Origin of the sequence: Crocosphaera watsonii WH 8501, assembly GCF_000167195.1 — a bacterium.
Taxonomy (GTDB): domain Bacteria; phylum Cyanobacteriota; class Cyanobacteriia; order Cyanobacteriales; family Microcystaceae; genus Crocosphaera; species Crocosphaera watsonii.
In genome coordinates, this window is the sequence record NZ_AADV02000041.1 from 1 (window position 1) to 24,925 (window position 24,925).

The 24,925-nt window shown below is 40.7% G+C and carries 20 protein-coding genes, 2 tRNA genes and 1 pseudogene; 9 read left to right on the top strand and 14 right to left on the bottom strand.

The window, feature by feature from the left end:
* Positions 1-30: 30 nt before the first annotated feature.
* The 5 genes and pseudogenes from CWATDRAFT_RS17335 to CWATDRAFT_RS17355 form a co-directional block, all read right to left on the bottom strand.
* Positions 31-521, bottom strand: a pseudogene (locus CWATDRAFT_RS17335) (helix-turn-helix domain-containing protein).
* Positions 522-567: 46 nt separating this feature from the next.
* Entirely contained in the window at positions 568-1,230 is a 663-nt protein-coding gene (locus CWATDRAFT_RS17340; protein ID WP_157134105.1) for a tetratricopeptide repeat protein, read from the bottom strand.
* Positions 1,231-1,300: 70 nt separating this feature from the next.
* A complete protein-coding gene (locus CWATDRAFT_RS17345) occupies positions 1,301-1,723 on the bottom strand; it encodes a four helix bundle protein (RefSeq protein ID WP_007306271.1) in 423 nt (140 codons plus the stop codon).
* Positions 1,724-1,874: 151 nt separating this feature from the next.
* Positions 1,875-3,389: a group II intron reverse transcriptase/maturase gene (locus CWATDRAFT_RS17350; RefSeq protein WP_042711747.1), complete on the bottom strand. Its 1,515-nt coding sequence runs from the start codon at positions 3,387-3,389 to the stop codon at positions 1,875-1,877.
* Between the two features lie 730 nt (positions 3,390-4,119).
* Positions 4,120-4,755 carry a COP23 domain-containing protein gene (locus tag CWATDRAFT_RS17355; RefSeq protein ID WP_007306269.1) on the bottom strand — a complete coding sequence of 212 codons (636 nt, stop codon included), beginning with the start codon at positions 4,753-4,755 and terminating at the stop codon, positions 4,120-4,122.
* 98 nt (positions 4,756-4,853) lie between these two features.
* Between CWATDRAFT_RS17355 and CWATDRAFT_RS17360 the strand changes: the two genes are divergently transcribed.
* Positions 4,854-5,435 (top strand): helix-turn-helix domain-containing protein, encoded by a 582-nt coding sequence (locus CWATDRAFT_RS17360; RefSeq protein ID WP_007303150.1) that lies wholly within the window; start codon positions 4,854-4,856, stop codon positions 5,433-5,435.
* 64 nt (positions 5,436-5,499) lie between these two features.
* The gene (locus CWATDRAFT_RS17365; protein WP_007303151.1) at positions 5,500-6,141 is read left to right on the top strand and encodes a transposase; all 642 of its coding nucleotides are present in this window, start codon (positions 5,500-5,502) and stop codon (positions 6,139-6,141) included.
* A gap of 58 nt (positions 6,142-6,199) precedes the next feature.
* Here CWATDRAFT_RS17365 and CWATDRAFT_RS17370 read toward each other — a convergent pair whose 3' ends face one another.
* Entirely contained in the window at positions 6,200-7,726 is a 1,527-nt protein-coding gene (locus tag CWATDRAFT_RS17370; RefSeq protein WP_007306268.1) for an IS5-like element ISCwa2 family transposase, read from the bottom strand.
* 299 nt (positions 7,727-8,025) lie between these two features.
* Here CWATDRAFT_RS17370 and CWATDRAFT_RS17375 point away from each other — a divergent pair, with 299 nt between their 5' ends.
* Complete coding sequence (locus CWATDRAFT_RS17375) at positions 8,026-10,629, top strand: calcium-binding protein (protein WP_157134106.1); 2,604 nt, start codon at positions 8,026-8,028, stop codon at positions 10,627-10,629.
* A 156-nt stretch (positions 10,630-10,785) separates the two neighbouring features.
* On the opposite strand, the gene CWATDRAFT_RS17380 is transcribed toward CWATDRAFT_RS17375, so the two are convergent.
* On the bottom strand, positions 10,786-11,181 hold the full coding sequence (locus CWATDRAFT_RS17380) for a hypothetical protein (protein WP_007303072.1): 396 nt from the start codon (positions 11,179-11,181) through the stop codon (positions 10,786-10,788).
* A gap of 79 nt (positions 11,182-11,260) precedes the next feature.
* On the opposite strand from CWATDRAFT_RS17380, the gene CWATDRAFT_RS17385 reads away from it, so the two are divergent.
* From CWATDRAFT_RS17385 to CWATDRAFT_RS41855, 3 genes are all read left to right on the top strand, one after another.
* Positions 11,261-12,700 (top strand): NF041680 family putative transposase, encoded by a 1,440-nt coding sequence (locus CWATDRAFT_RS17385; protein ID WP_007306258.1) that lies wholly within the window; start codon positions 11,261-11,263, stop codon positions 12,698-12,700.
* Positions 12,701-13,054: 354 nt separating this feature from the next.
* Complete coding sequence (locus CWATDRAFT_RS17390; RefSeq protein WP_007306259.1) at positions 13,055-14,356, top strand: RNA-guided endonuclease InsQ/TnpB family protein; 1,302 nt, start codon at positions 13,055-13,057, stop codon at positions 14,354-14,356.
* 12 nt (positions 14,357-14,368) lie between these two features.
* Positions 14,369-14,581: a transposase gene (locus CWATDRAFT_RS41855; RefSeq protein ID WP_157134107.1), complete on the top strand. Its 213-nt coding sequence runs from the start codon at positions 14,369-14,371 to the stop codon at positions 14,579-14,581.
* Positions 14,582-14,605: 24 nt separating this feature from the next.
* Here the strand turns inward: CWATDRAFT_RS41855 and CWATDRAFT_RS17400 are convergent, their stop codons facing one another.
* The 5 genes from CWATDRAFT_RS17400 to CWATDRAFT_RS17420 form a co-directional block, all read right to left on the bottom strand.
* Positions 14,606-15,673 (bottom strand): DUF3747 domain-containing protein, encoded by a 1,068-nt coding sequence (locus CWATDRAFT_RS17400; protein ID WP_042711743.1) that lies wholly within the window; start codon positions 15,671-15,673, stop codon positions 14,606-14,608.
* Between the two features lie 187 nt (positions 15,674-15,860).
* The gene (locus CWATDRAFT_RS17405; RefSeq protein ID WP_007306266.1) at positions 15,861-16,214 is read right to left on the bottom strand and encodes a DUF1257 domain-containing protein; all 354 of its coding nucleotides are present in this window, start codon (positions 16,212-16,214) and stop codon (positions 15,861-15,863) included.
* A gap of 135 nt (positions 16,215-16,349) precedes the next feature.
* Positions 16,350-17,858, bottom strand: coding sequence for a stress-responsive protein Ycf46 (gene ycf46 / locus CWATDRAFT_RS17410; protein WP_007306265.1), 1,509 nt, complete (start codon positions 17,856-17,858; stop codon positions 16,350-16,352).
* A gap of 39 nt (positions 17,859-17,897) precedes the next feature.
* On the bottom strand, positions 17,898-18,248 hold the full coding sequence (locus CWATDRAFT_RS17415) for a hypothetical protein (protein WP_007306264.1): 351 nt from the start codon (positions 18,246-18,248) through the stop codon (positions 17,898-17,900).
* 99 nt (positions 18,249-18,347) lie between these two features.
* Positions 18,348-19,355: a glycosyltransferase family 2 protein gene (locus CWATDRAFT_RS17420; RefSeq protein WP_007306263.1), complete on the bottom strand. Its 1,008-nt coding sequence runs from the start codon at positions 19,353-19,355 to the stop codon at positions 18,348-18,350.
* Between the two features lie 104 nt (positions 19,356-19,459).
* On the opposite strand from CWATDRAFT_RS17420, the gene CWATDRAFT_RS17425 reads away from it, so the two are divergent.
* A tRNA-Ser gene (locus CWATDRAFT_RS17425) sits at positions 19,460-19,544 on the top strand.
* Between the two features lie 62 nt (positions 19,545-19,606).
* On the opposite strand, the gene lepB is transcribed toward CWATDRAFT_RS17425, so the two are convergent.
* Positions 19,607-20,248: a signal peptidase I gene (lepB, locus tag CWATDRAFT_RS17430; RefSeq protein WP_007306262.1), complete on the bottom strand. Its 642-nt coding sequence runs from the start codon at positions 20,246-20,248 to the stop codon at positions 19,607-19,609.
* A gap of 141 nt (positions 20,249-20,389) precedes the next feature.
* Between lepB and CWATDRAFT_RS17435 the strand changes: the two genes are divergently transcribed.
* On the top strand, positions 20,390-21,706 hold the full coding sequence (locus CWATDRAFT_RS17435; protein WP_007306260.1) for a dihydroorotase: 1,317 nt from the start codon (positions 20,390-20,392) through the stop codon (positions 21,704-21,706).
* A gap of 202 nt (positions 21,707-21,908) precedes the next feature.
* Here CWATDRAFT_RS17435 and CWATDRAFT_RS17440 read toward each other — a convergent pair.
* A tRNA-Gln gene (locus tag CWATDRAFT_RS17440) sits at positions 21,909-21,980 on the bottom strand.
* A gap of 263 nt (positions 21,981-22,243) precedes the next feature.
* Between CWATDRAFT_RS17440 and CWATDRAFT_RS17445 the strand changes: the two genes are divergently transcribed.
* Positions 22,244-24,664, top strand: coding sequence for an endonuclease MutS2 (locus CWATDRAFT_RS17445; protein ID WP_007306261.1), 2,421 nt, complete (start codon positions 22,244-22,246; stop codon positions 24,662-24,664).
* Positions 24,665-24,925: the final 261 nt, after the last annotated feature.

Genomic DNA, 24,925 nt, shown 5'->3' on the forward strand with positions numbered 1-24,925 from the left:
GGGCCAGTCCAGCTTGACGCTGCGTGAGACCTAGAGGATCCCCCTTTTTATGGTTACATCCGCCAACTCTGAAGGTGTCAATGGCTCACTGGTCTGTCTGATTTTTCACATTCTTCACAAGCGATCTCTACAATCTGGACTACTTGTTCGACCGTAAAGGATTTTGTTGTTCCAGGTCTTGGGCGATCGCTTAAAATTCCTTTGATCAAGACCATTAATGCTTTCTCCGTTACCTGTTGTTCTTCGGCGGCACTCAGTTTTTCTCTCTCCTCAAACCATCGCGATCGCCACTGACGCACTTGTACTCGGTCTAATTCTAATCTTCGACTAATCGAACTATTGCTCTCTCCTGATGCTGCGGCTAAGATTAGCTTGGCTCGTCTAACAAGGCGATAGGGGTTTGTTGTCCCTCTCACTATTTGTTGGAGTACTGTTTTCTGTAGGTTGGAGAGGTTAATTGGCAATGCTTTTATCATGGACATCAACTTCGAGATTCTTCCGTTAGTTTCATTGAAACACATTGTCGTGGCTAGTCACGACAATGTGTTTCTGTAAAAATCTGGTGGATTACTTTCGCCAAGCTGCACTAGATAATTGAAATGAATCTGTTATGCAAGTTTTACACTCAATTTTTTCTTTATTTTCTTTCAACATTTTTAATCCTTTTTTGTATTCTTTTATGGCTTCATTATATTGACCTAATGTAAAGTAAATACTACCTAGTTTTTGATGTAAGAGAGATAGATATGTACCATCTTTCTCTGCATCTAAATTTTGTTTATCTTTTTTAATAGATTTAATTGCTTTATCATATTGTTTCGTTGCAATATAGGCTTTATCTATTCCATTACTTTCTACTTTTCCATCCTTTAAATCTTTTTCACACGCTTTGACAGCTTTATCATAAGCTTCAGCAATCATGTAAATATCACATATCAAAGAATAATTATCATATTCTGTGAGGGTTTGTATCTTATCTAAATCTTCTATCATTGCTTGTTTATCTGCTTGAGAAAAATAGGCGTTATATCTCCATAGATTATCTATCATAAAGAAAAAATGATTAATTTCACCTACTGGTGTATTTTCAGTTATTGGTATTCTTACTCCTTCATAAGCTGACTGTGCTGAAGCTGAAGAAATAGTCAATTTTTTCTGATGTAAACTTTCTATAGGATTAGAAAATATAGAAGCTAAAGTAATAACTGCTGCTGTTGCTAATTGATACAATTTCATGATTAATAGTAATTAGATAATGGTTGATAGAGGCAAGAGGCAAGAGGGAACAGGGAACAGAATTTTATGATTTCAACTTCTTGATAAGAGAAATAATCATTTTGCTTTCCTGCTTAAGTTCATCAATAATTGATTCTATATCATTAAAATTACATAGATTGACTCTTGCTGATAAAATAAGATGAGTTTCTAATTCATTGATAGAACCTTGAGCAATATTCAAAAATCTTACATAATCTCCTGTTGATCTTCTCCCATAACCTTCCGCAATATTAGCAGGAATAGAAGTTGCTGATCGCCTAATTTGTTGAACCATACCATAAATTTCTTCTTTAGGAAATTTTTGTATTAGAACATAACATTTTTCAGCAATAATCATACCTTTTTGCCATACTTTTAGATCCTTAAAATCCCTAACTTCAGACATAAGATACTCTGACTGTTGCCTGTTCCCCGTTCCCCGTTGCCTTTCTGAAAAATAAGCCATAATGAACTCCAACTGTTGCCTGTTGCCTGTTCCCTGTTCCCTCTAAAAATCTAAAAAGCGGGTTCTGGTTGAGTCGAGGGAAGGTATTATCCTTCGCCCCTCTCATTTAGATCCGTGCTTGCGACTTTCACCGCACACGGCTCCCGACAAGTTAGACTTTTCCAGTCTTGCCCGTGTGGATATGCTGGTGGCAGCTATGGTGGACTGCTATTAAGTTTTTAGGCTCCCAGTTATCGTGGTTTCCGTCTATGTGATGGAGTTGAACCCTCTCATCGTCCATAAACTTCAATCCACAATGTCCACATGAATGGTGTTGTCTTTTCAGACATTTAGAGGTTGCACCGTCGTAGAGCTTACTGTTACGCTTACTCCAATACAGGGTGTCTCCGTCGTAGGGTGATTTGTTGCCTTTGACATTGACATGGCTGTTTTCACTGCGTGATACTGCTGGAAAAGCCTTCTTGATAAGTTCTGATGCCTTGTATCGGTTCAGTTTCTTTTCTTTGTTGAAGACTTTGAAAGCTCTGTGTGCTGTTCTCCATAAGGAGAAGCGAGAGCCGTCCATTTTGCAATACCTATGATAGTTTCGCCATCCTCTGACTAGGGGAGCTAATTTCTTAGCTTTAACCTTAGCCCCATAATTCGAGCAGTTGACGATATCTTTGACTTTCTGACGGAATGTTCTGTAATTGTCCTCTGATGGGACGCATCTGAACTTTCCGTTGGTTTGCACTTTGAAGTGCCAGCCTAGAAAATCAAATCCTTCTGTCGCTCTGACGAGTTTGGTTTTCTTTTCACTTACCTTTAGTCCTCTGGCTGCTAGGAACTCTTGTATGTCTTTGAGTATCTTGTCGGCATCGTCTTTAGGCTTTAGAATGACAACCATATCGTCCGCATAGCGGATACTGTAATGGATGTCTTCTATACCGTCCAATGCGACGTTAGCTAATAGTGGACTTACCACCCCCCCTTGGGGGGTTCCTTGTTCTGGAAATTCTGGATTGACACCTGCTTTCAAGCATCTCCATATCCCAGTCTTGATTGTCTGGGGGGCTATCACCCTTTCCATGATTGAGGTGTGGTTAATCCTGTCGAAGCATTTTTCTATGTCTAGCTCTAAGATTCTTTTATTTAATCCGTTTGAGTCGGATTTTAAATTTAAGAATAGAATCTTTTGGGCATCATGGGTTGAGCGTCCAGGTCTAAACCCGTAGCTTCTGGCGTGAAAAAGTGCTTCGTGTGCTGGTTCTAGGGCATATTTCACAAGGCATTGCCATGCTCTGTCTGCCATAGTTGGAACCTTTAGCATTCTGGTCGTACCGTCCTTTTTGGGGATGGGTATTTCTCGTAGCTTAGAGTGTTTCCAGTCGTGAGCTTTGAGTAACCTTTCTGCTAGGGCAAACCGTTGTTTGAAATTGAGGGATTTTATCCCGTCTATTCCTGCGGTCTTCTTGCCAGTATTTAGCTGTGATACTTGTCGGACAGCGAGTAGTCTAGCAGCTTTGGATTTCAAAATAAGCTTTTGTATGTTCCTAGCTCGTCTAGTGTCCTCTGCTTGAATGGCTTTGAACAATCTTCTTTGGAGACGGAAAAGATTTCTGCGAAATTTCTTCCACGGAATGTTTTTCCAGAGTTCACTAAAATCTATGATTTTGTGTCTAACCATGTTCACCTCGGTTAATCGTTTTCTATTTGCCTCGAAGCAATTACGCTTCGTCCTACCCGAATCTAGAGGATTCCGCATCTCGTCTTGCCTACTCAGGGTTCGACTATTTCCTGAGACTCTAGATTCGTTTTTATTCGTTCCGTCCGATGATTGATTGTCCCTTTAGATGGAACCGATTTGACTATCGGAAACCCTTGGTTAAGTCAGTCACACCTGAAAGATGCTGACGGGTTACGTTGCTCCGATGAGGTCAGGGGATACTATTCTTTCTGCTTTACCTGCCTTCAAGTAAGTCACTTTTATAGGTTCTGTTTCATCGTGGGGACTCCTGTAACGCCAGTGTCACCAGCAGTCGGTGTCTGATTGCGTCCTATTCCCTGCTTCAGCCTCCCAAATTCCGAGTTGGGTCACTGAGGGTAGGTCTTGAGTCATGTCTAACCTTGACAGGGAGGACTTTCACCTCCATCAATCGGACAGTTACTCAGATTAGGTGTTTATGCTGTTCGGTAATCCCTACTTAGCTTGTTCGGTAATTTGTCATTAAGTTTTGTAAACTTGTTGGCTTTTACCTGATGTTTGGTTTTTGTCCATTTGACTTTCCTAGATTGTCCCCTTCGAGGATGACCTTTAGTGGGTCTGATTTTCCTTTAGGGTCTAGTTGGTCATTTCCACCTTGTTTGACTCCTTATGGAGCCTCTGAGCGAGTCACACGCTGTATCTTTGTCTAGTACTAAATATCAGCTTTCTGACTCATCGAATCGCACTCAGGTTCTTCATCAATAATAATTTCAGACATATCATAATAAACTCGTTTACCTTCTGCAAAAGTTTCTGGTTGTTTTTCTCCTCTAACTAACACAGGTTCCTTACTAGGAAGCTGACGACGATTAATCAAATCTCTTAACACTTCATTAGGATTATCTTTTCCTTCTAAAGTAAACAATAAATCATCTTCATTACAAGCTGCATTTTCATTTTTAACTGCACAAACTACATTAACATCTCTATCAGTAACCCAGGTATCTACTTCCGCAACAACATACTTTAATCCATCACGATTATATATTCTTTGAAAACGTTTAGCAACCTCCTTACAACGTTCTTCGGGACTCCATTTTTTCCCAAAATAATAATTATCAGGTTTCCAGGAAATAATCGTTGTTTGTGTCTTTGACTTTGGTTTATTAACTACCGTTGCAGGAACTATTTCACCCTTATATTTGTCTTGGTCACAAGTAAAGGTTATGCCGTCTTTTGTAGCTGTAAGGCCAGGTTCTTGATTTCCTGTAATAACAGAATAGAAATAAGCAGCTGTTAAGACAAAAGGAATTGATAAATAAATGAGAATCTTTTCGTAACGAATCATGATTGATACCAGTATATATTGTTAGGAAGTTAACTAGTGCAGCTTGGCGAAAGTAATCCACCAGATTTTTACAGAAACTTTCGTGACTAGCCACGACAATGTGTTTCAATGAAACTAACGGAAGAATCTCGAAGTTGATGTCCATGATAAAAGCATTGCCAATTAACCTCTCCAACCTACAGAAAACAGTACTCCAACAAATAGTGAGAGGGACAACAAACCCCTATCGCCTTGTTAGACGAGCCAAACTAATCTTAGCCGCAGCATCAGGAGAGAGCAATAGTTCGATTAGTCGAAGATTAGAATTAGACCGAGTACAAGTGCGTCAGTGGCGATCGCGATGGTTTGAGGAGAGAGAAAAACTGAGTGCCGCCGAAGAACAACAGGTAACGGAGAAAGCATTAATGGTCTTGATCAAAGGAATTTTAAGCGATCGCCCAAGACCTGGAACAACAAAATCCTTTACGGTCGAACAAGTAGTCCAGATTGTAGCGATCGCTTGTGAAGAATGTGAAAAATCAGACAGACCAGTGAGCCATTGGACACCTTCAGAGTTGGCGGATGAAGCCATAAAAAGAGGAATTGTCGAAAAGATTTCCCCCCGTAGTGTGGGGCGTTTTTTAAAAAGAAGCGACATTACAACCACATCTCGTTCGTTACTGGTTAAATGCCAAAATTGATGATCCCTTAAAATTTAAAAAGCAAGTCAAATATATCTGTGAACTTCATCAAGAAGCTAAAACTTTGTTAGAACAAGGAATTCATTTAATTAGTACAGATGAAATGACAGGGATTCAAGCTCTTGAGAGATTATTTCCGAACAAAAGAATCAAGCCTAAACAAGTAGAAAAAATCGAATTTGAATATGAAAGACACGGAACTTTAAGCTTGATTGCGAACTGGGATGTGGCAAGAGGAAAAGTTGTTAGTCCCTCTATTGGACCGACAAGAACAGAACAAGATTTTTCTGAACATATCCAGAGAACGATTAAGATTGATGAAAAAGCAGAATGGATTTTTATTGTAGATCAACTCAACACTCATAAATCGGAAAGCTTAGTCAAATTAGTAGCAGAAAGCTGTGGAATTACTATTGATTTGGGGAGAAAGGGAAAGGAGGGGATTTTGCAATCTATGGACAGCAGAGCAGATTTTTTATCAGATGAATCTCATCGAATTCGCTTTGTTTATATTCCCAAACATACATCGTGGCTTAATCAAATTGAGTGTTGGTTTTCGATCTTAGTCCGGCGTTTACTCAAAAGAATTACTGTCCGTTCAACTGAAGAACTATCCCAAAAAATTCTCAATTTTATTGATTACTTTAATCAACATTTTGCTAAGCCGTTCGTTTGGAAATTTAAGGGCTTTAAAGATCATAAGTGACTGGTGGATTATTTTTGCTAAGCTGCACTAGGGTTTGCTGAAAAAGTTTCTCCAAAATTTATGCCACTTTTGACCAAGAATTTTCTGACAAATCAATAAGTTTTAGTACATAAAAATTGTTTAAAGTATAATCAAAATTAATGAAAGGCGGCTTGATAAGTTCCCCTGTTCTATTATCAGTAAATAAGGACAAAAAAAGCGACAAAAACTGCCTCAGAAGTTTAGAAAGATTGACAACTAAAAATGTAATAGCAATAGATGTAATGGAGGTTTCAGGGAGTTTTGTCATCACGAGATTTAGGCTAAATCTTCGTTTAGCTTGTCCAAACTTTCCCTCAATAGCATTACGGAAGCATTCATCGGAGTGGGCTTGTTTCTTTTCTTCTTCACTGACATTTTTCGGAGGTCTTCCTAACTTCGGACCACTGATTCTTATCCCTCTTTCCTTACACCAATTTCTGTTTTCCCTAGTTCGATAAATTTTATCTACATGGACGGATTCGGGATAATAGCCAAACGTTTCTTTATACTTTTCTACTTGTTCTTTTAAATGACAAGATTCATTGAAGTTTTCCCAACTTATTTTGTATAGAAACACATAGTTATCTACACAGCTTACTGAGAGTTTAGCTCCAAACTCTATTGGTTTTCCTGCTTTTCCCCTCACTATTGGACGAATATGCGGTTGAGTTAAACTTACAATTCTTTGAGGAACACTCTGGGTCTTATTCTCCCACATTGACTGTTGTTGTTCATAAACTTTTTTGATAGTCTCTAGACAATTTTTCTGTCTTTTACTCAGATTTTCCAGGGAAGCCCCAGCTTGAATTAAGTCTTCTATATTTCCTAAATTTTTCTTAAGGTATTTTAACTGTTTCCCGATAGCTTTTCTTCTTTCTTGATAAGATACTTTTCGTTTTTTAGCTACTTTTAAGTATTCCTTTCTAGCAATTTTTCTAGAAGTTCTCGGCTTTTTTCTCAATTTTACTCTTAATGGTTTATAAAGATTATCTATTATTCTTTCTGTCTCAATTCTGGCTTGATTTAATATGCCTAAATCCGTTGGGTATTTGATGTCTGCTGGCGCACAAGTCGCATCTAAAATTAGTTTACCTTTATTTTTTATTTTTTCTCCTTTTTCTTGGAGACAATCCTTTTTTTTTACTTCTTTATCACTCTTGTCTATTTCTCTTTTTACTATTTTTTTATTGATTTTGTTTATCAATTCTCCATCAATTCTTTTCCTAAAATGAACTAGCATTGAAGATTCCAGTGGTGGCTCTTGTTGATAACAATTTAAACCTATAAAGTATTGTAGATAGGGATTTTCTCTAATCTGTTCTATAGTTTCTCTATCACTTGTTCCTAATTTTTCCTTAATAATTAATGTCCCTAATGCCATTCTAAATAGTTTGGCTGGCGCACCTTTTTCTGCTGAAAAAAGTTTAGCATATTCTTCCTCAAAATCATCCCAAGGTATCAACTCTGCCATGATTACCCAACGATTATTGGGGGACAATTTGCCCTCGAAAGGTAATTCAAATTTTTCTGGGGGCGATAAAGGTTGCTCCTCTTTTCGATACATTTGTTCTTGACCAACAACTGGGAGGTGTTTCTACCAATTATAGCGGTTTGTAGCCGACAAAGCTGATCTTTTTTGCGATCGCGAATATGGGTGTAACCTTTTAAAGAATAGGGTTTTGCTTTTATTCAGCAAACCCTACTTATAGCCCAGCACTAGAATCAGCAGTAGAATCGGGTTACCTTGTTGACCCCGATGTTAATAGTGGCACCTTCACCCTCACCGAGGGAGTTGAACCAGCCACCAGTCCCACCATTGGGGTAACCGTCGGCTCCACAACCCTAATTCGAGACGAACAAACAGTGATGGAACTGACCTTCACTAGCGAAGGTGATATTCCCGCTGAAGGTGTAGTGGTACTCCTAGAAGGACCTCCCAAGGGGTTTGCTGAGTTTGATTTTAGCGAACCAATCAATATCACCGGTGGAACCATAGTTGGCACCGATGACATCGCCAGTACATTGTCCCTCCTCATCACAGATCCCACTGCAACAGTTGAACTGCCTGTGTTGCTAGAAGAAGAGGGGCAAGAGACCATAGTCTTACCCTTCACTTTAATAGATGGGGAACAATACGAAATTGACCCAGAGGCTAGTGCCATAGAAGTTACCATTCAGGATCCTCCTGTAATAAGCCTTGGGTTGTTGGGTGGAACCTTTAACGGGAATGATTTAATAGTCCCTCACTTAGTAGAACAAGCAGACGGAATTCCTATCTTAAGTGTGGTGCTAGAATCAGATGGTACCATTCCCGAAGGTGGTTTGATTGTTGATGTCAATACCGACCTAGCAGATATCACCCAGTTAGTCAACGAACCCCAATTTAATCCCATCGCCTTTGGTGGTCAAGTTATTAGTGCGATTTACGACGAAGCAGGAATCGCCACAGGGTTACGGGTTCGTATGGATGACCCCAACACTGTTGTGAATTTCCAGAACGGTGTGGGTTTTGATGCCACCGGACCCCAAACAGTCAGTTTCTTTGTTGAAGAGGGAGACCGTTATATTTCCACTGGGGAAGCAGCCAGTATAACGGTGTATGACACATTAGACCAAGTACCACCACCACCAGAACCCCTGCCAGAAGTTGGAGTTACTATTGCTGGAGGCGGTATTAGTCAACAAGTGCCACCCCTAGTGGAAGGAGAAGGGGACATTACCTTGGAACTTACTGTTGAAGGGGAAATACCCACAGACGGGGTAATCACCTATCTAAAAACCGATCAAGAAGCTGGGTTAGGGGAGTTCGATCTGCTCAACGCCGAAGTAGTTGGAGGGCTTTTCCCCAGTCCTGATGGTGACGGAGAAGGCTTTTACTTCAAGGTCACCGAACCCACGGCCACTATTACCGTTCAAGCGGCAGTAGACGACATAGAGGAAGGCATTGAAACCATTGATTTCTCCCTACAATCTGTCCCTGGATACACCATCGATGATGACGCTCAGGGAATTTCTCTGGAGTTAGCTGATGATGAGAATAGCAAAATTCAGGTTAGCATCGACAGTAGCCCCATCGATCTAGTTGCAGAAGAAGAAACCCTCGCTACCATTACCCTCAATCTCAGTTCTCCCCCTCCAGCAATAAAACCAATTCCCTCACGAGACGGAACCCCCCCAGAAGCAGGAATACTGATAACGGTACAAACAGATGGTTTACAAGAGTTTAACCTGGATAGTTTGACTGCCACAGGAGGGAACATTGTCAATGTTAATACCGATACCGGAACCATTGACATCCGAGCTCTTGAACAAACAGTAACGATTACGGCTACAGTAGCCAACGATGGGGAGGCAGAAGGACTAGAAACCGTCCTCTTTACTTTAGTCGAACCAGGGGAAGATGCAGATTATCAAATCAGTACCACCAACCCTGAGCAGAATCAAGTCAGCTTCGATATCTATAACACCCTCAACGAAAGTCCAGTCAGGGTAGAAAGTGCAGAATCTGACGATACCATCGCCATCTCCATTCCCATTGCAATCAACGTGGATGACGACGGGAGACCAACTGTAAGTATCGAGGTTGACGAAACGGAGTTAATTGAAGGAGATGACGTTACTTTTAGCTTCGACGCTCTAGGAGGAGTTGATCTGCTCCCCTCCCCTAATGAGCCTGTAACCATTCTTGTTAATGGGGATACCTTGGGAGGTTTAGCTGAATTTGAGTTATTTGATGAGAATAACAACCCCTTATTTACCACAGTGGGCATTGAGAGCGTCTCAATTTTAGATGATGAGACTAACTTTTCTGCTGTTCTCATTGACCCCGACGCTAGTATTACCTTCTCTGTGGTTGATGATGGACTAAATGAAGCGGAAGAGCAATTCACCTATACCTTGGCCGATGAGCAACCAGATTACTTTGTTGACCCCAATGCTGAGAGTGTTACTATCACCATTGAAGGTGTAGATGGCATATTTTTTGGTACACCTGGTCGAGACATATTTGATGCTGGTTTGACTCCTCCTGGCTTCGATGGCGTTAATAATACGGTATTCGCCCGTGAAGGAGATGATCTGATTGACACCGTAGGAGGTAGCGGTGGTAATACTCTTTACGGGGAACAGAACAATGATACCTTTATCCTCCGCAGCAATGATACAGCCTTTGGTGGAGAAGGTGAAGATAGTTTCTTCCTCTTAAGGGGTGATAACATCATCACTGGGGGTCCAGGAGCCGATGAATTCTGGTTGGTTGCATCTGATATTCCTGAGTCTCTCAACATCATCAACGACTTTAACGACATAGATGGAGATGTCTTGGGTATTGCTTCACTCGACTTCGATCAACTGACCATCAGCGATGCCAACGGAGACACTTTAATTGCCGCCGGAGGCAATCCATTCGCCAGACTGATTGGAGTTGATGCAAATAGTTTGAGTGAGGATAACTTTATCATTGTCTAATTAATGGATAGGGGCTTAATAATTGGACTTTGGACAAAAAACAATTATTAGCGTAAATTTTACGCTAAACATATCTCCAGAGCTAAAATAGAGAATTAAGGTGATTTTAAAAACTCTCTTTCCATCTTTTTAGGGGATTTTAAATATTAAATAGCTTCATTCAGTTTCGGTTCCAATATAGATATCTAAGTAGCTTTCCGTTAGAGATTGAATGACTCGTTCTAATTCATCAATGAGATTTCTTCTAGTGAGTTTTTCTACAGCATCAATATGAGCAGAACTTCCGGCTCGTCCTAAATATTTATATTTGGTTTTTTTCTCATTATTAGTGGCCATAGGAAAAATTGATTCAGCAGCCTGTAGTTTATAATACCAGTAGATTGTTCCCTTTCCATTAACCTGATAACGAATAATATGACAATTAGCTGGTGCTACTTCCCCTTCCCGTTCAATTTTCTTTATTTTCTGTTTAAGAGAGCGAATTAGACTCTTAATTTGTTTGGCTCTCAGGTGGACATCTTGACTGGTCTTAAGTTCGGAATGTGATGACATTAGCCTTAACTGTAACAAACAACCTCTTTTGATGTTAGCGTATATATTTCGCTAATTTATAAGGTAATAAATTTTAAAAATGACCAAAAATGAAACGGCTACGTCTGTCGAGGAATTCCTGGTGTGGAGGTCTAACCTCTTCCAAGGACTAAAAGCTAGAAAAGAAACTATTATAGAATTACTCGATGCCCTCTCCAGTAACCAACAAGCTCACTCAGTCGTTGAATTGTCTCTCAATCCTTTATTTAGAAGAGATTATAACAGTTTATATAGAGGAATTCAAGAGTTTTTACCCACTCAAACTGACCCTAATTATGAACAGAGAATTGAGACTTTATTTTCAGCGGTATCGAGAACAATTCCTCCCACTTCAAAACATTATAACTTATTTGGTATTGACACAACTCCCTGTCCACGACGGTTTGCCGAAACGTTAGCGGATAAAACCTTTATTCATTACCCCAATCCAATTAAGGGAAATAAACCCATTAATATTGGACATTGTTATTCCGTTGTCTGCGCTTTACCTGACCAAATAGACACAGAAAAAGTCCCTTGGGCTGTCCCCTTATCAGGAGAGCGAGTCCCCTCTAAACATAAAGGAGTAAATCAAGGCAATCAACAACTAAAAAAAATCTGGCAAAGTTCTTTATTTTCTGATAAATTATCTGTCTTAGTGGCTGATAGTGACTACAACCAAAAGGATGTTATTGGGGAACAAGTTAAGCATGAAGACGTAGTTACTATTACAAGAGTTAGAAGTGACCGAGTTTTTTATCGTCAATTTATTCGGGACCCAAATCAAGCCAAGACTTCGGGACATCCCCGTTGGTATGGGGATAAATTTGACCTTAAAGATGACCAAACTTGGACTGAACCTGATGAAGTTCATCATGTTCCCTTTACAACGAAAAAAGGTCGTCAATTAACAGTGACTATTTCGGGATGGAAACAGATGTTAATGAGAGGAACTAAAAACTATAAAATGAACAATCACCCCTTTACTTTACTCCAGATTGTTGTCAGAGCTCAAGAAAGAAATAGTATTTGGAAAACTATGTGGCTTATTGTTATTGGTTCTCGGCGCGATGAGTTAAGTTTAGTTGATTGTTATCAGTGTTATCGACAACGTTATGACATGGAACATCTTTTTCGATTTGGTAAACAAAGATTATTGATGATATCTTATTTAAATCCCGATGTACATCATGAAGAAAATTGGTTTAAACTAACACTTCTTTCTTATGTAAATTTGTGGGCTGCCAGAAAATTAGCTGTGGTTTTACCCCGTGATTGGGAACAGTATTTGAAGACTAATAAATCCATCAAAATCACCCCTAGTCTAGTTCAAAGAGACTTTTCAAGAATAATTACGACCTTGGGGACTTTCGCCAAATTTCCCAAACGTCGAGGTTTTTCTTCCGGACGTATTAAAGGTTACAAAAAAGCCCCACGAACTCGTCATGATGTTATCAAGAAAGGGAGCAAAAAATCAACTAAAAACTTAAAAGCTCCTTAGTTTTCCTCAGAATCTATAGATTAGCCCTATTTGTCAGCCAATTTTATTGACTGATACAGAGCCGATATTTTGGGATTTTAGTTTAGCGTAAAATATACGCTAACAAGCTTTTTTTTGTCCAAAGTCCAATAATAATATTATTAAGCCCCTACAGTTTTTTACCTACAATGTCGGATGAATGCCCCCGCTACATTTTTCGAGCTAAATACTCACCAAAATCTTTAGTCCTGAGTGTGCGAAGGATCACGGGGGATGAAATACGACCAATAAATTAACGCAAAGCAAAGATTTTAATTCTCGCTAATTTGGGTAAACTATGTTAGACTTAATTTATCCGAGGTCGAAGGTTAATAAATGCTAGTTGTAGAAGCTAAACTTAAAAACGGAACACTAGAGCAGTACCAGAAACTAGATGAAGCCATTAGGACATCCCAGTTTGTGCGTAATACCTGCGTGAGTTATTGGATGGATAATAAGGGGATAACCCGTAATGACCTCCAAAAACTTTGCTCTACATTAGCTAAAAATAAAGACACACCTTGGGTAACTTTATTAAACTCTCAAGCCCGTCAATCTGCTGCTGATAGGGCATGGCAATCAATTAACAGGTTCTACCAGAATTGCGGAGCGCCGACGCGCCATCTCATGGCGCATGTCGCCGCACCAAGCAGTCGTGCCAAGATATCAGGGAAGAAAGGGTTTCCTCAGTTTAAAAAATATAGTCGTTCTGTTGAGTATAAACTAACAGGATATAAGCTATCTGATAACAGACGTAAAATTAAATTCATTGATGGATTTAAAGCAGGAGAATTTGATTTATGGTGTAGTCAAAGAACATTAGTTTATTATTCAGAACAACAGATTAGACGGGTAAGAGTTGTTAGACGTGCTGACGGTTATTATTGCCAGTTTCTTATTGATGTAGAACGTCAAGAAAACCATAAACCAACGGGACAAGTAACAGGAATTGACTTGGGCTTAAAAGAGTTCTACACTGATGCTCAGGGAAATACTGTTGATAATCCACGCTATTTAAGGAAATCAGAAAAACGCCTTAAAAAAGCGCAAAGAAGATTATCAAAACGGTTCCGTAAAGGTAAAAAACAGTCTAACAACTATCACAAGCAACGGGTAAAAGTTGCCAAGCTTCATCTTAAAGTATCAAGACAGCGTAAAGACAAAGCAATTAAGGATGCTTTGGCGTTAGTCCAATCTAATGATTTGGTAGTATATGAAGCTTTAAAAATTAGAAACTTGGTGCGGAATGCACCGCCGCTTTCCACTGCCGACCCTGCTGGATTTGAAATCCAGCAGGAACGCGGCAGCGCATTCCACGCCTTGAATTCAATTCAAGGTAGGTCGGCGGTAAAAAACCGTAAACTTGCTAAATCGATTTCTGATGCTTCTTGGTATCAATTCACCCAATGGTTGAATTGTTTTTCTAAGATTTATCGCATCATTTGTGTTGCTGTACCTCCCCATTTCACCACTCAAGACTGTTCAGTTTGTAGCACAAGAGTTCAAAAGTCATTAAGTACGAGAACTCATCAATGTCCGAACTGTAAAACAGTCTTAGATAGGGATCATAACGCAGCAATTAATATTCTTAAAAAGCGATTCAGCGCGGTCTTGGGGGTTTCCCCCATGAGCGACTGAATCAAGAAGGGGTTGAAATATTTGGGAGAACATCTCAACGGTAGTGTAGGGCATACACAAACCGGAGCCAGTGCGGTCTTGGGGTCTCCCCAAGTAGAGCAACTGGCGTACCCAAACGCCTTGGGAGAGTCCGACCTCTGGATTATCAATGGTAACATTGATAATCTAAGTTGTCTCGTTGAACAAGGAATTTCTAGCAGTGATGTGGAAAGAATCCCCCGTTAAACTTCGTTGTAACGGGGGAGTATGTCAATGAATAATAATGGGTTTTAAACCTAGACCTCTCAAACTTTGTTCTGCTTTTTGAGCATTATCTTTATCACTAAATAATCCCACTTGTAACATAGATCTACCTTGATAAGATGTGGAAAAAGCTTCAGGAAACAGCGATCGCACCCGAGTCTTATCTCTACTACTATTAACCGCAACCACCACCCGATAACTTTGAGTAGTGCCTGTGGAACGAGAGGGCGATCGCATAGCATTGGGGGAAGGAGGAGGAACCACACCACTAACACTTTTAGTAGTTGGAGGTTGCAGAGGAGGGAGTTCCGAAAAATTTGGTAAGGGTGGGGGTTCGTTAGATACCAAAGGGGTTGGGGGAGGAGGTAACTTACTATTAGAAGGTCTAGAGTTGAAGTTGTTACCTAGAGAAACAGGAGAGGGTTGAGTTTCTGCGGTGAAAGTTTGTTCTTGTACAGGAGGCTCAAATTCAGATACCATAGTGGATGAATCACTGGGATTATCAGCCGGTTGGGCAAGAATAGCGGTACTATCCCCTGTTAAGTAGACATGGCTTAATACTCTGCCATTATAAGCCCGTCGGGTGAATCGCCAGCCCTGATCTAAATCAATCTTCAAAAACCCTTCTGCCATTCCTTGGGTTCTTCCTACAACTATATCCGGTTGACTAGGATCTTTGCGATGGGTTCCCACTAACACTAATTCCCCGTTCCGTCGAACCAGTCTTAACAAATAGTGGAGTCCTAAGTCTTGTCCGTCGATGCGAAGAGAATAACCATTACTACCTGTACTCCTTTGACAACTACCAGCAAAATTGAAGTTGAGGAGCAAAGGATCAATGGTGGTCACTGAGTTTGATTGTATTTCTGCCCAACACTGTCGCTTTCCTGGGATTTGTCGTATAATCAGTAAGTCGTATTTATTTCCTCCATAGGGTCTGGCGATCGCCATAAATTCCTCTTGGTTTACTTCTTGTTCATAAAAAGGAGATGCGTCAGCAGCCAACCAAGGAATTATACTGGTCAAAGCGAAGGTGCTAACAACAACAAGCTTACGGATAAGTGTGAGTTTCATAGTCTCTACCATTGCATAATCACAACAAGACCAACACAACAGTGTATGTCCATGTCTGCGATCATGACGGCTCTTATCAGTAGAATGTTGCTAACAATTGATTTGAGCCAGTATTTTCCCATACTCACCCAAAAAAAGGGTTAACCTATCAGTGGTCAACCCCAAGCTTGGGAACGCGCGCTAAATCTTAGCTGTGAAGAACTAAATTGATATTAGCTGTGCCTAAGTTACGCTGCTTAACTTCTGCTAAGGTCTTGTTAACAGCATACTTTTGATTGATGGAGTTGATTAACTCGGTTTGGTTATGCTTCTTAGCAACACCCCAAAGGTCAGCAATCAAGTCAAAGCTACCGTCGCTATTGCGAGACCAGCCAAGATCGTATTCGCCATCAAGAACAGCAACGATATCAGAACGAACGCGCTGACCGTTATAACCTCTTACGTCAGCTTCGGTTTTTACAAAAATACCGAGGTCGCGTAAAGAAGCTTGTAAAATTTCAGCATCTGTAATTTTGGTACGGAGAGTGCTAAAGTGAGACATTTTCGATTTCCTCCAGTGGAACAGAAGTTAACAACGACAATTTAGGTTTATTTCGGTCGTTTCATGAGAACGACTTTTGATAGGCTGCTAGCCAAAAGCTAGCCTTTGCACCTGTTGGGAGCAGGTGAAAGCTTGTTAGAACTCCAATCGCTGATACTCAGCGACGGAGGCTGAAGCAGGTCGCGCTCTTTGCCTAGCCCAGTCCCGTAGGGCTGTTACCTGTTCAGTCATGGTGCGAGATAGGGGTAGTGTGGATTTAATGGCAGCAATAATATCAAGCCGCGTAAACTCCCTATCTTGAGCAAAAGCTTCATACATCGCTGCAATGATAGCTTGCTCTATTTCTGCACCGGAAAATCCATCGGATACCTTAGCCAGTTGCTCAATATCGAAGCGAGATATTTCTGAGCGACGCTTACTAAGGTGAATATTGAAAATAGCTTGACGTTCTTCTAAACTTGGCAAATCCACAAAAAATATTTCGTCGAATCTCCCTTTGCGTAAGAACTCTCCTGGTAGCCGTTCAACACGGTTTGCCGTAGCCATAACGAATACAGACGAGGTTTTTTCCTGCATCCAGGTTAAAAAGGAGCCAAAAATACGACTCGATGTCCCGCCATCTGAATCTGCTGATCCGGCACTACCAGCAAAGGCTTTGTCTAATTCATCGATGAAGAGTATGGCAGGGGAAATTGATTCTGCGGTTTTGAGAGCGTTTCTCAGGTTGGCTTCCGAACGACCTACAGCCGAATCATAAACCCGACCCAAATCTAACCTTAGTAATGGCAAACCCCATAGTTTAGAAGTGGTCTTAGCAATTAGGGACTTTCCACATCCTGGAACCCCTAAAATTAGCATTCCTTTGGGTTGCGGTAAGCCATATTCCCTGACCCTTTCTGTAAAAGCCCCAGACCTTTGTTTGAGCCATTTTTTCAGTTCTTCTAAACCACCCACCGAATTGATAGTTTCGTCTTCTTCGATGTAGTCTAAAACGCCATTCCTGCGAATCTGCTGCTTTTTCTCTGATAAGACAATATTAACCTCGTCCTCTGTCAGACGACCCGCCTTCACATAAGCTTTACGATACACTTTCTCTGCTTCATCTTTGGTTAGTCCCAAAGTCGCTTTAAGCAGTTTCTCACGAGCATCGGTGCTAATACGATTACCTCTACTTTGTTCTAGTTGTCGTGACAGAACTTGGTCGAGTTCGCTTAAGTCTGGGAAGGGAAAATCGAGAACAACAACATCCTTCTCTAGTTCTATAGGAATCTGTTGTAGGGGAGAGAGCAAGATGATTGTCTTCTCTGTTCCCCGTAAGCTAATTATCGCATCCCGCAAAGAACGGGTGACATTAGCATCACCAATAAAGGGGTGCAAATCTTTAAAGATGAAAATCCCTGGTTCTTTTTCACGCATAACCCAACTAATAGCTGGTTCTGCATGAACCGTATTATGTTGAGTTGAGTTTCCTGGCTGTCCATATTCAACCATTCCGTGGGTCACAGTCCAAGAAAAGACTCGCCTACTCTTACTATATTGTTGAGCTATTTTAGCTATGGCTTGCTCTGCTCTTTGTTCTTCTGATGTAACAAGGTATATTAAGGGGTATTGAGCTTGTATTAGTATGTTTAGCTCTTCTCTCATGGCATCGACCTGTAAATAATGGTTGGACAGTTAAGCTACTTAGCAGGGAACTAAGGCTTCTTCCCCAGAAGTTTCGGCGTTGGTTGACACAGTCTCCCTGATATCCAAAGCAAAGTCATCTGTGATGACACTAGGCTGGTTTTTCAGAGATACCATCTTGCCATCCTGCATTACCATAGCGGCGTCGCATTCTGGACAAACATGGACTTGGTGTGTTTTCCCGTAGGCTGCTGACTCTATCTCTTCTACCTTATCTGGGTGCTTGAGATAAAAGTCCACTGCTCTCTCAACTAACGCTGACATTGAATCTTCATCAATGGCTGCTCTAATTTTGAGTTGCCGATGAATTCCAGGGGGGAGATATAGTGTGACTTTTTGCTTGTCTTGCATATCACTCTAGCTGAGGTTACCCGGGTATGTGTCATTATCCTAGCGATTTTTTTTTGAGCCGTCAAGCTGTTATGCCAGTATGACGGCATTATTGTAACATTACTTAATATCCGAGGGTTTAACGACTTGACGAACTCGATAAATGGGGCGTTTTTGGGACTCATGATAGGTTCTCATGATTAATTCTGCCAGTAATCCAGAAATCAAGAGTTGGATACCAGTGAGGATCAGAAGCACAGCTAAGATCAGTAAGGGACGATGGCCAATGCTCAAGCCGATAATTAGTTTGAGGAAGGTTAAATAAGTTCCTAGCAATAGTCCTGTGATCAGTAAAATAAGGCCACCCAGTCCAAAAATGTGCATGGGACGGGTTAGAAATTTTTTCAAGAAAAAGATGGTCAGTAAATCCATGACAACCCGAAAGGTTCGTCCTAAACCGTATTTACTTTGTCCAAAACGGCGGGCATGATGACGAACAGGGATTTCTGTAATTTTTGCTCCTTCGATATAGGCAAGAGCAGGTAAAAAGCGATGTAACTCCCCATAGAGATTCATGTCTGAAATAACTTCTCGACGATAGGCTTTTAAGGAACACCCATAGTCGTGCAATTTAACTCCTGTAACGCCACCAATCATCCAATTAGCGATTTTAGAAGGCAGGAGTCGTGTTAAACGATTATCCTGACGATTTTTGCGCCAACCACTCACCAAATCGTAACCTTCTTCCACTTTAGCCACTAACTTAGGAATATCAGCCGGGTCGTTTTGTAAATCTCCGTCTAAGGTAATCATAATTTTTCCTTTGGCATATTGAAATCCGGCGGCCATGGCAGGGGTTTGGCCATAGTTGCGACGAAAAATAATAGCAACTAAATCATGGCGACTCCTAGCAAGTTTTTGTAATAATTCAGCCGAACCATCTTGAGAACCATCGTCGACGGCAATAATTTCGTATGATCGTTTACTTTCCTGTAAAACATCGGCAATTTTAGCAATTAATACGGGTAAACTTTCAACTTCATTAAAAATAGGAACAATCACAGACAGATAAACTTCACTATAATTCTGATTATCTTTGGGAGAAAGTAATGTTAATGTTTCTTTCATCGATTTAGAACAACTGAGTTTATTTTGTTTGATAATCTAACATAATATTTAGTTCACTCTCTCCCTGCTATAATTATCATTGGTGTGTAAACCTAAAATCTCCAGGAGAGGTGGCAGAGTGGTTGAATGCGGCAGTCTCGAAAACTGCTTTGTCGCAAGGCAACGAGGGTTCGAATCCCTCCCTCTCCGTTTCCAAATAAAAACGGGAGTCGATAAAACATCCACTCCCGTTTCTAGTTAATTCTTGAAAATTAATATTTAGGGACAAAAGATTGCTGGTTTCTGTCCATGTCCACGTTTTCTCCAGGATATAAAGGTTGCTGATCGAGACTACCTAAACGGTTGAAAGGCCAAAAACGAACAAAGGCTTTACCAATGATTTTATCTTTGGGAACAAATCCCCAATAGTGGGAATCGTAGCTGTTATTACGATTATCTCCTAATACTAAATATTCTCCTTCAGGAACTACGACCGGACCATAATCGTAGTTAGGATCTTCGGCAATATATTTTTCAGTAATTTGCTCCCCGTTAACATAAACTTTACCCTCTCTTACTAGAACGGTTTCTCCTGGTAATCCAATAATGCGCTTGATAAAAGCATCGTTAAAGTCTTGAGCTTTTAAAGCTTCTGTAGGATTAAAAACCACCACATCCCCTCTAACTGGTTCTCGGAAACGATAACTCATTTTTTCAATGATCAGGCGATCGTTAATTTCTAGGGTAGGTTCCATGGAAGAAGAGGGAATGTAGCGCGCTTCAGCTACAAACGTCCGAATACCAAAAGCCAGAATAACGGCCGTCACAACGGTTTGGGTGAGTTCAACCCAAGGATTTTCTTGTTTAGGAGATTGGGGCTGTTTATTTTTATCTTGTTTTACGCTTCGACTCATAGGATATAAAGATTGTGGGAGTTAAGGAAATCGATATTTTGAGATTTTAAGGTAACGAATATTTGATTTTAGTTTAGCTAAACCGAAGTCAATGAGACAATTAAAGTATGGTTGATTTTATTTTAGGGGGTTTTTGCGCAAATGACAGCACTTCTTATTCGTCATCCTCGTATTCTTCTACCTGATGGTGAGTTTTTGCTAGGTGATATCCTAATTCAACAGGGTAAAATCGTCCAGATTGCTCCAGAAATTACAGCACCGGATGGTAGTAATATCATAGACGCTACGGGATTAACTTTGTTACCTGGGGTGATTGATCCTCAAGTGCATTTTCGAGAACCTGGTTTAGAACACAAAGAAAACCTCTTTACGGCGAGTTGTGCTTGTGCTAAGGGGGGAGTCACTTCGTTCTTGGAAATGCCGAATACAAAGCCTTTAACCACCACTCAGGCTCCCTTAGACCAGAAGTTACAGTTAGCTTCCGAAAAGTGTTTAGTTAATTATGGCTTTTTTATCGGAGCGACTCCTGAAAATTTGCCTGATTTGTTAACAACTAATCCGGTTTGTGGTATTAAAATTTTTATGGGATCGTCTCATGGGGCTTTGTTGGTGTCTCGAGAAGCTGAAATTGAACCTATTTTCGCTCGAGGCGATCGCTTAATTGCAGTCCATGCAGAGGATCAAGCAAGAATTTTACAACGTCGTCAAGAGTTTAAAGGGATCACTGATCCAGCAATTCATTCTCAAATTCAAGATGAAACTGCTGCTTTAAATGCGACCAAGTTAGCTCTCAAACTCTCCCAAAAGTATCAAAGACGCTTACATATTTTACATCTGTCTACTGGTATTGAAGCAGAATTTTTAAGAGAGAATAAACCCAGTTGGGTAACGGCAGAGGTAACACCACAACATCTATTGTTGAACACAGAAGCTTATGAAAAAATAGGCACTTTAGCACAAATGAATCCCCCGCTAAGATCCCCTGAAAATAATCAAATTCTCTGGCAAGCTTTATTGGATGGGGTGATCGATTTTATTGCTACAGATCACGCTCCCCATACCCTAGAAGAAAAGGCTAAAGGTTATCCTAACTCCCCTTCGGGAATGCCAGGGGTAGAGACTTCTTTGCCTTTAATGTTAACCCAAGCGATGGCAGGAAAATGTAGTGTTTCTCAGGTGTCTTCTTGGATGGCCACTAAACCAGCAGAAGCTTATAAAATTCCCAATAAGGGGTTAATTAAAACTGGGTATGATGCTGATTTAGTGTTAGTTGATTTAGATAATTATCGTCCTGTTTTAAGGGAAGACTTACAAACAAAATGTGGTTGGAGTCCCTTTGAAGGCTGGAATTTAACTGGATGGCCTATTATTACTATTGTCGGGGGCAATATTGTTTATGAAAGAGGAAAATTAAATACAGAGGTTAGAGGGAAAGCTTTACAATTTGGGAAAAATTAATTATATAGCACTTCTCATACTTGTGAGGTACAGAGTTTTCTAGTTTTAGGAGTTCGGAGTTCGGAGTTCGGAGGCTCGATATTAGGTGTACCTCATGAGTCCGAGAAACGCTATAGTTTATGGCTAAACTATGAAATACACTTCTGCGGCATAGATACAGAATATGCTTAGTATCCTGTTGAAATTTAAGTTAATCCTCAAACTGGGGTGCTAGGATTCGAACCTAGGAATGGCGAGACCAAAACCCGCTGCCTTACCGCTTGGCGACACCCCAACGGTGCTACCTTTGTTATTATAACAACACATGTTGGGGATTTGTCAAATATTTTTTCTGGCACAGTCATATAGTGATCAGTTATGGGGTGACATACCCACGTATTTCGCTACGCTTCATAATTATCAATAAAGGATAATTTACAACTTTGGGATGCTCCCTTCAAAACAGAATGACTTGACTAATCTCTATAGATTCAATTAGGATAATAGAATAAATAAAATTAACTCATAGTTTATATGAGTCTTTTAGATTAATAAAAAGTGATTTACAGAGAAACTTTAAACTTATTAGAATGGGAACGGCTTGGCCAGCATCTAGCAACTTTTACTGCCACAAAAATGGGAGCCATAGCAGCCCGTAATTTACCTATACCAACATCCTTAGCAGACAGTAAAGAACTATTAGCCCAAACTCAAGAGATTTATGGTTTAGAGCAAAACTTAGAAATAAGATGGACGTTTGAAGGGATAACAGATGTGGGAGACTCCCTAAAAAGGGCTACCCTAAAAGGAATTCTTTCGGGAAAAGAACTGTTAAATATTGCCACTACTTTAGCCGGAATGCGACGCTTAAGACGCATTATCGATGATTGTGAAGAATTACCAGTTTTAAAGGAATTAGTCGCCGATATTCGCACCTATCCCGAACTAGAAAAAGCCATCCACCATTGTATAGATGAAGCAGGAAAAGTAACCGATCGCGCTAGTCCTAAATTAGAGAGTATTCGTCATAATCTCAAAGAAGTTAGGGATCGCATCTATCAGAAACTGCAAAACATTATCCAGCAAAAAGGAGGGGCGATCCAAGAACCAGTGATTACCCAAAGGGGCGATCGCTTTGTAATACCCGTTAAAGCAGGACAAAAAGAGCAAATTCCTGGTATTACTCACGATACTTCCGGCACAGGTGGCACATTTTACATCGAACCAAACTCCGTAGTACAGATGGGCAATAAACGCCGTCAATATTTGCGACAGGAAGAAAGAGAAGAAGAAACCATCCTACGGCAGTTGACGGAAAAAATAGCAGAAGTGGCCGAAGACTTGGAGTATTTATTAGCGATCGCCATGGTTTTAGACTTAGCCACAGCTAGGGCCCGTTATAGCTTCTGGCTGGGAGCAAACCCCCCCAGGTTTATCCAAGATAAAGAAACCATAACCCTTAGACAGTTACACCATCCCCTATTGGTTTGGCAAGAAAAACACGAACAAGGCTCGCCAGTTATTCCCATCAACGTACAAATTAAACCAGATATTCGGGTTATTGCCATCACTGGGCCCAACACCGGAGGTAAAACCGTAACTCTGAAAACCCTAGGTTTAGCGGCCTTAATGGCCAAAGTTGGCTTATTTGTACCGGCCAAAGAACCAGTGGAGATACCCTGGTTTGAGAAAATACTAGCAGATATTGGGGATGAGCAGTCCATAGAACAAAATTTATCCACTTTTTCCGGTCATATTCGTCGTATTGTTCGCATTTTAGAAGCATTAGAACAGGCAACACTATCACCTGAAACTCTCCCCCACTCCCCGTCCCCCAGTCTCATCCTTCTTGACGAAGTAGGTGCCGGCACAGATCCTGCTGAAGGTAGCGCACTAGCCATGGCCTTATTAAACCGTTTAGCAGATCAGGCCAGGTTAACCATTGCCACCACCCATTACGGAGAATTAAAAGCTCTCAAATACGAAGATTCTCGCTTTGAGAACGCTTCGGTAGAATTTGATGATCGAACCTTCTCCCCCACTTATCGCCTGTTGTGGGGCATTCCAGGGCGGTCTAATGCCCTGAGTATTGCTCAACGTCTAGGGTTAGATGTTGATGTTATTGATGAGGCCAAAACTCGTATCGGTGGACTGTCTCAAGATGTTAACGATGTCATTGCCGGCTTAGAAGCACAGCGTAGAAAGCAGGAAGAAAAAGCCCAAGAAGCTCAAAAATTATTGCAACAAACTGAAAAATTCTATGGTGAAGTTACACAAAAAGCTACAGCTTTACAAGAGAGGGAACAAGACTTAAAACGTTATCAAGAACTAGAAGTGCAGAAAGCGATCGCCGATGCTAAAGAAGAGATCGCTAAAGTTATCCGTAATTTACAAAAAGGCAATAAAAGCAGCCAAAATGCTCAAAAAGCAACGGAAGCTATTAATAATATTAGTCAACGCCAGTTACCCAAAAAAGTTAAACCAAAGGTCAGTTATCAACCAAAAGTTGGCGAAAAAATTCGTCTCTCCAACTTAGGACAAACTGCCGAAGTATTAGAGGTTTCTGCCGAAGATGAAGAAGTAATGGTACGCTTTGGACTGATGAAAATGACCGTTGCTTTTCGGGATATTGAATCATTAGATGGTCAGAAGATAGAAACCAAAGTTAAGGAGAAAAAACAAGCTGTTACACCTCCACCTCCACAACCTAGTAAACCCAAAGATGTCCCAACTATCCGTACCTCTAAAAACACCATTGATATTCGGGGTAGTCGTGTAGCTGAAGCTGAGGCAGACTTAGAAAATGCCATAGCCCAGGCCACAGACTCCGGTATATTATGGATTATTCATGGCAAAGGGACAGGTAAGTTACGTCAAGGAGTTCATGAGTTTTTGAAGCGTCATCCTCAAATAGCTAAGTTCGAGTTGGCTCCTCAAAAAGAAGGGGGTTCTGGGGTTACTTTAGCTCATTTCAAGTAGTTGACTTCTAGAAGGGGTCGAGGTGGATGTTACCATCACACCCCTCCCATCCGAAACCGTGCTTGCGACTTTCATCGCACACGGCTACTCAACATATTTATCTCACGGGGTGACAAGCCCGTTAAAACCCTGATTGAAAGAGGGTTTCAGCCGTGGCGATCGCTCTATAAATTGTCAAAAACTAGAGGGCTTATTGAGAATAAACAATAATGATAATCATTCTTGCCGTGTGTGTGGGGGGGGAGGGGGGTTACGCGGGGA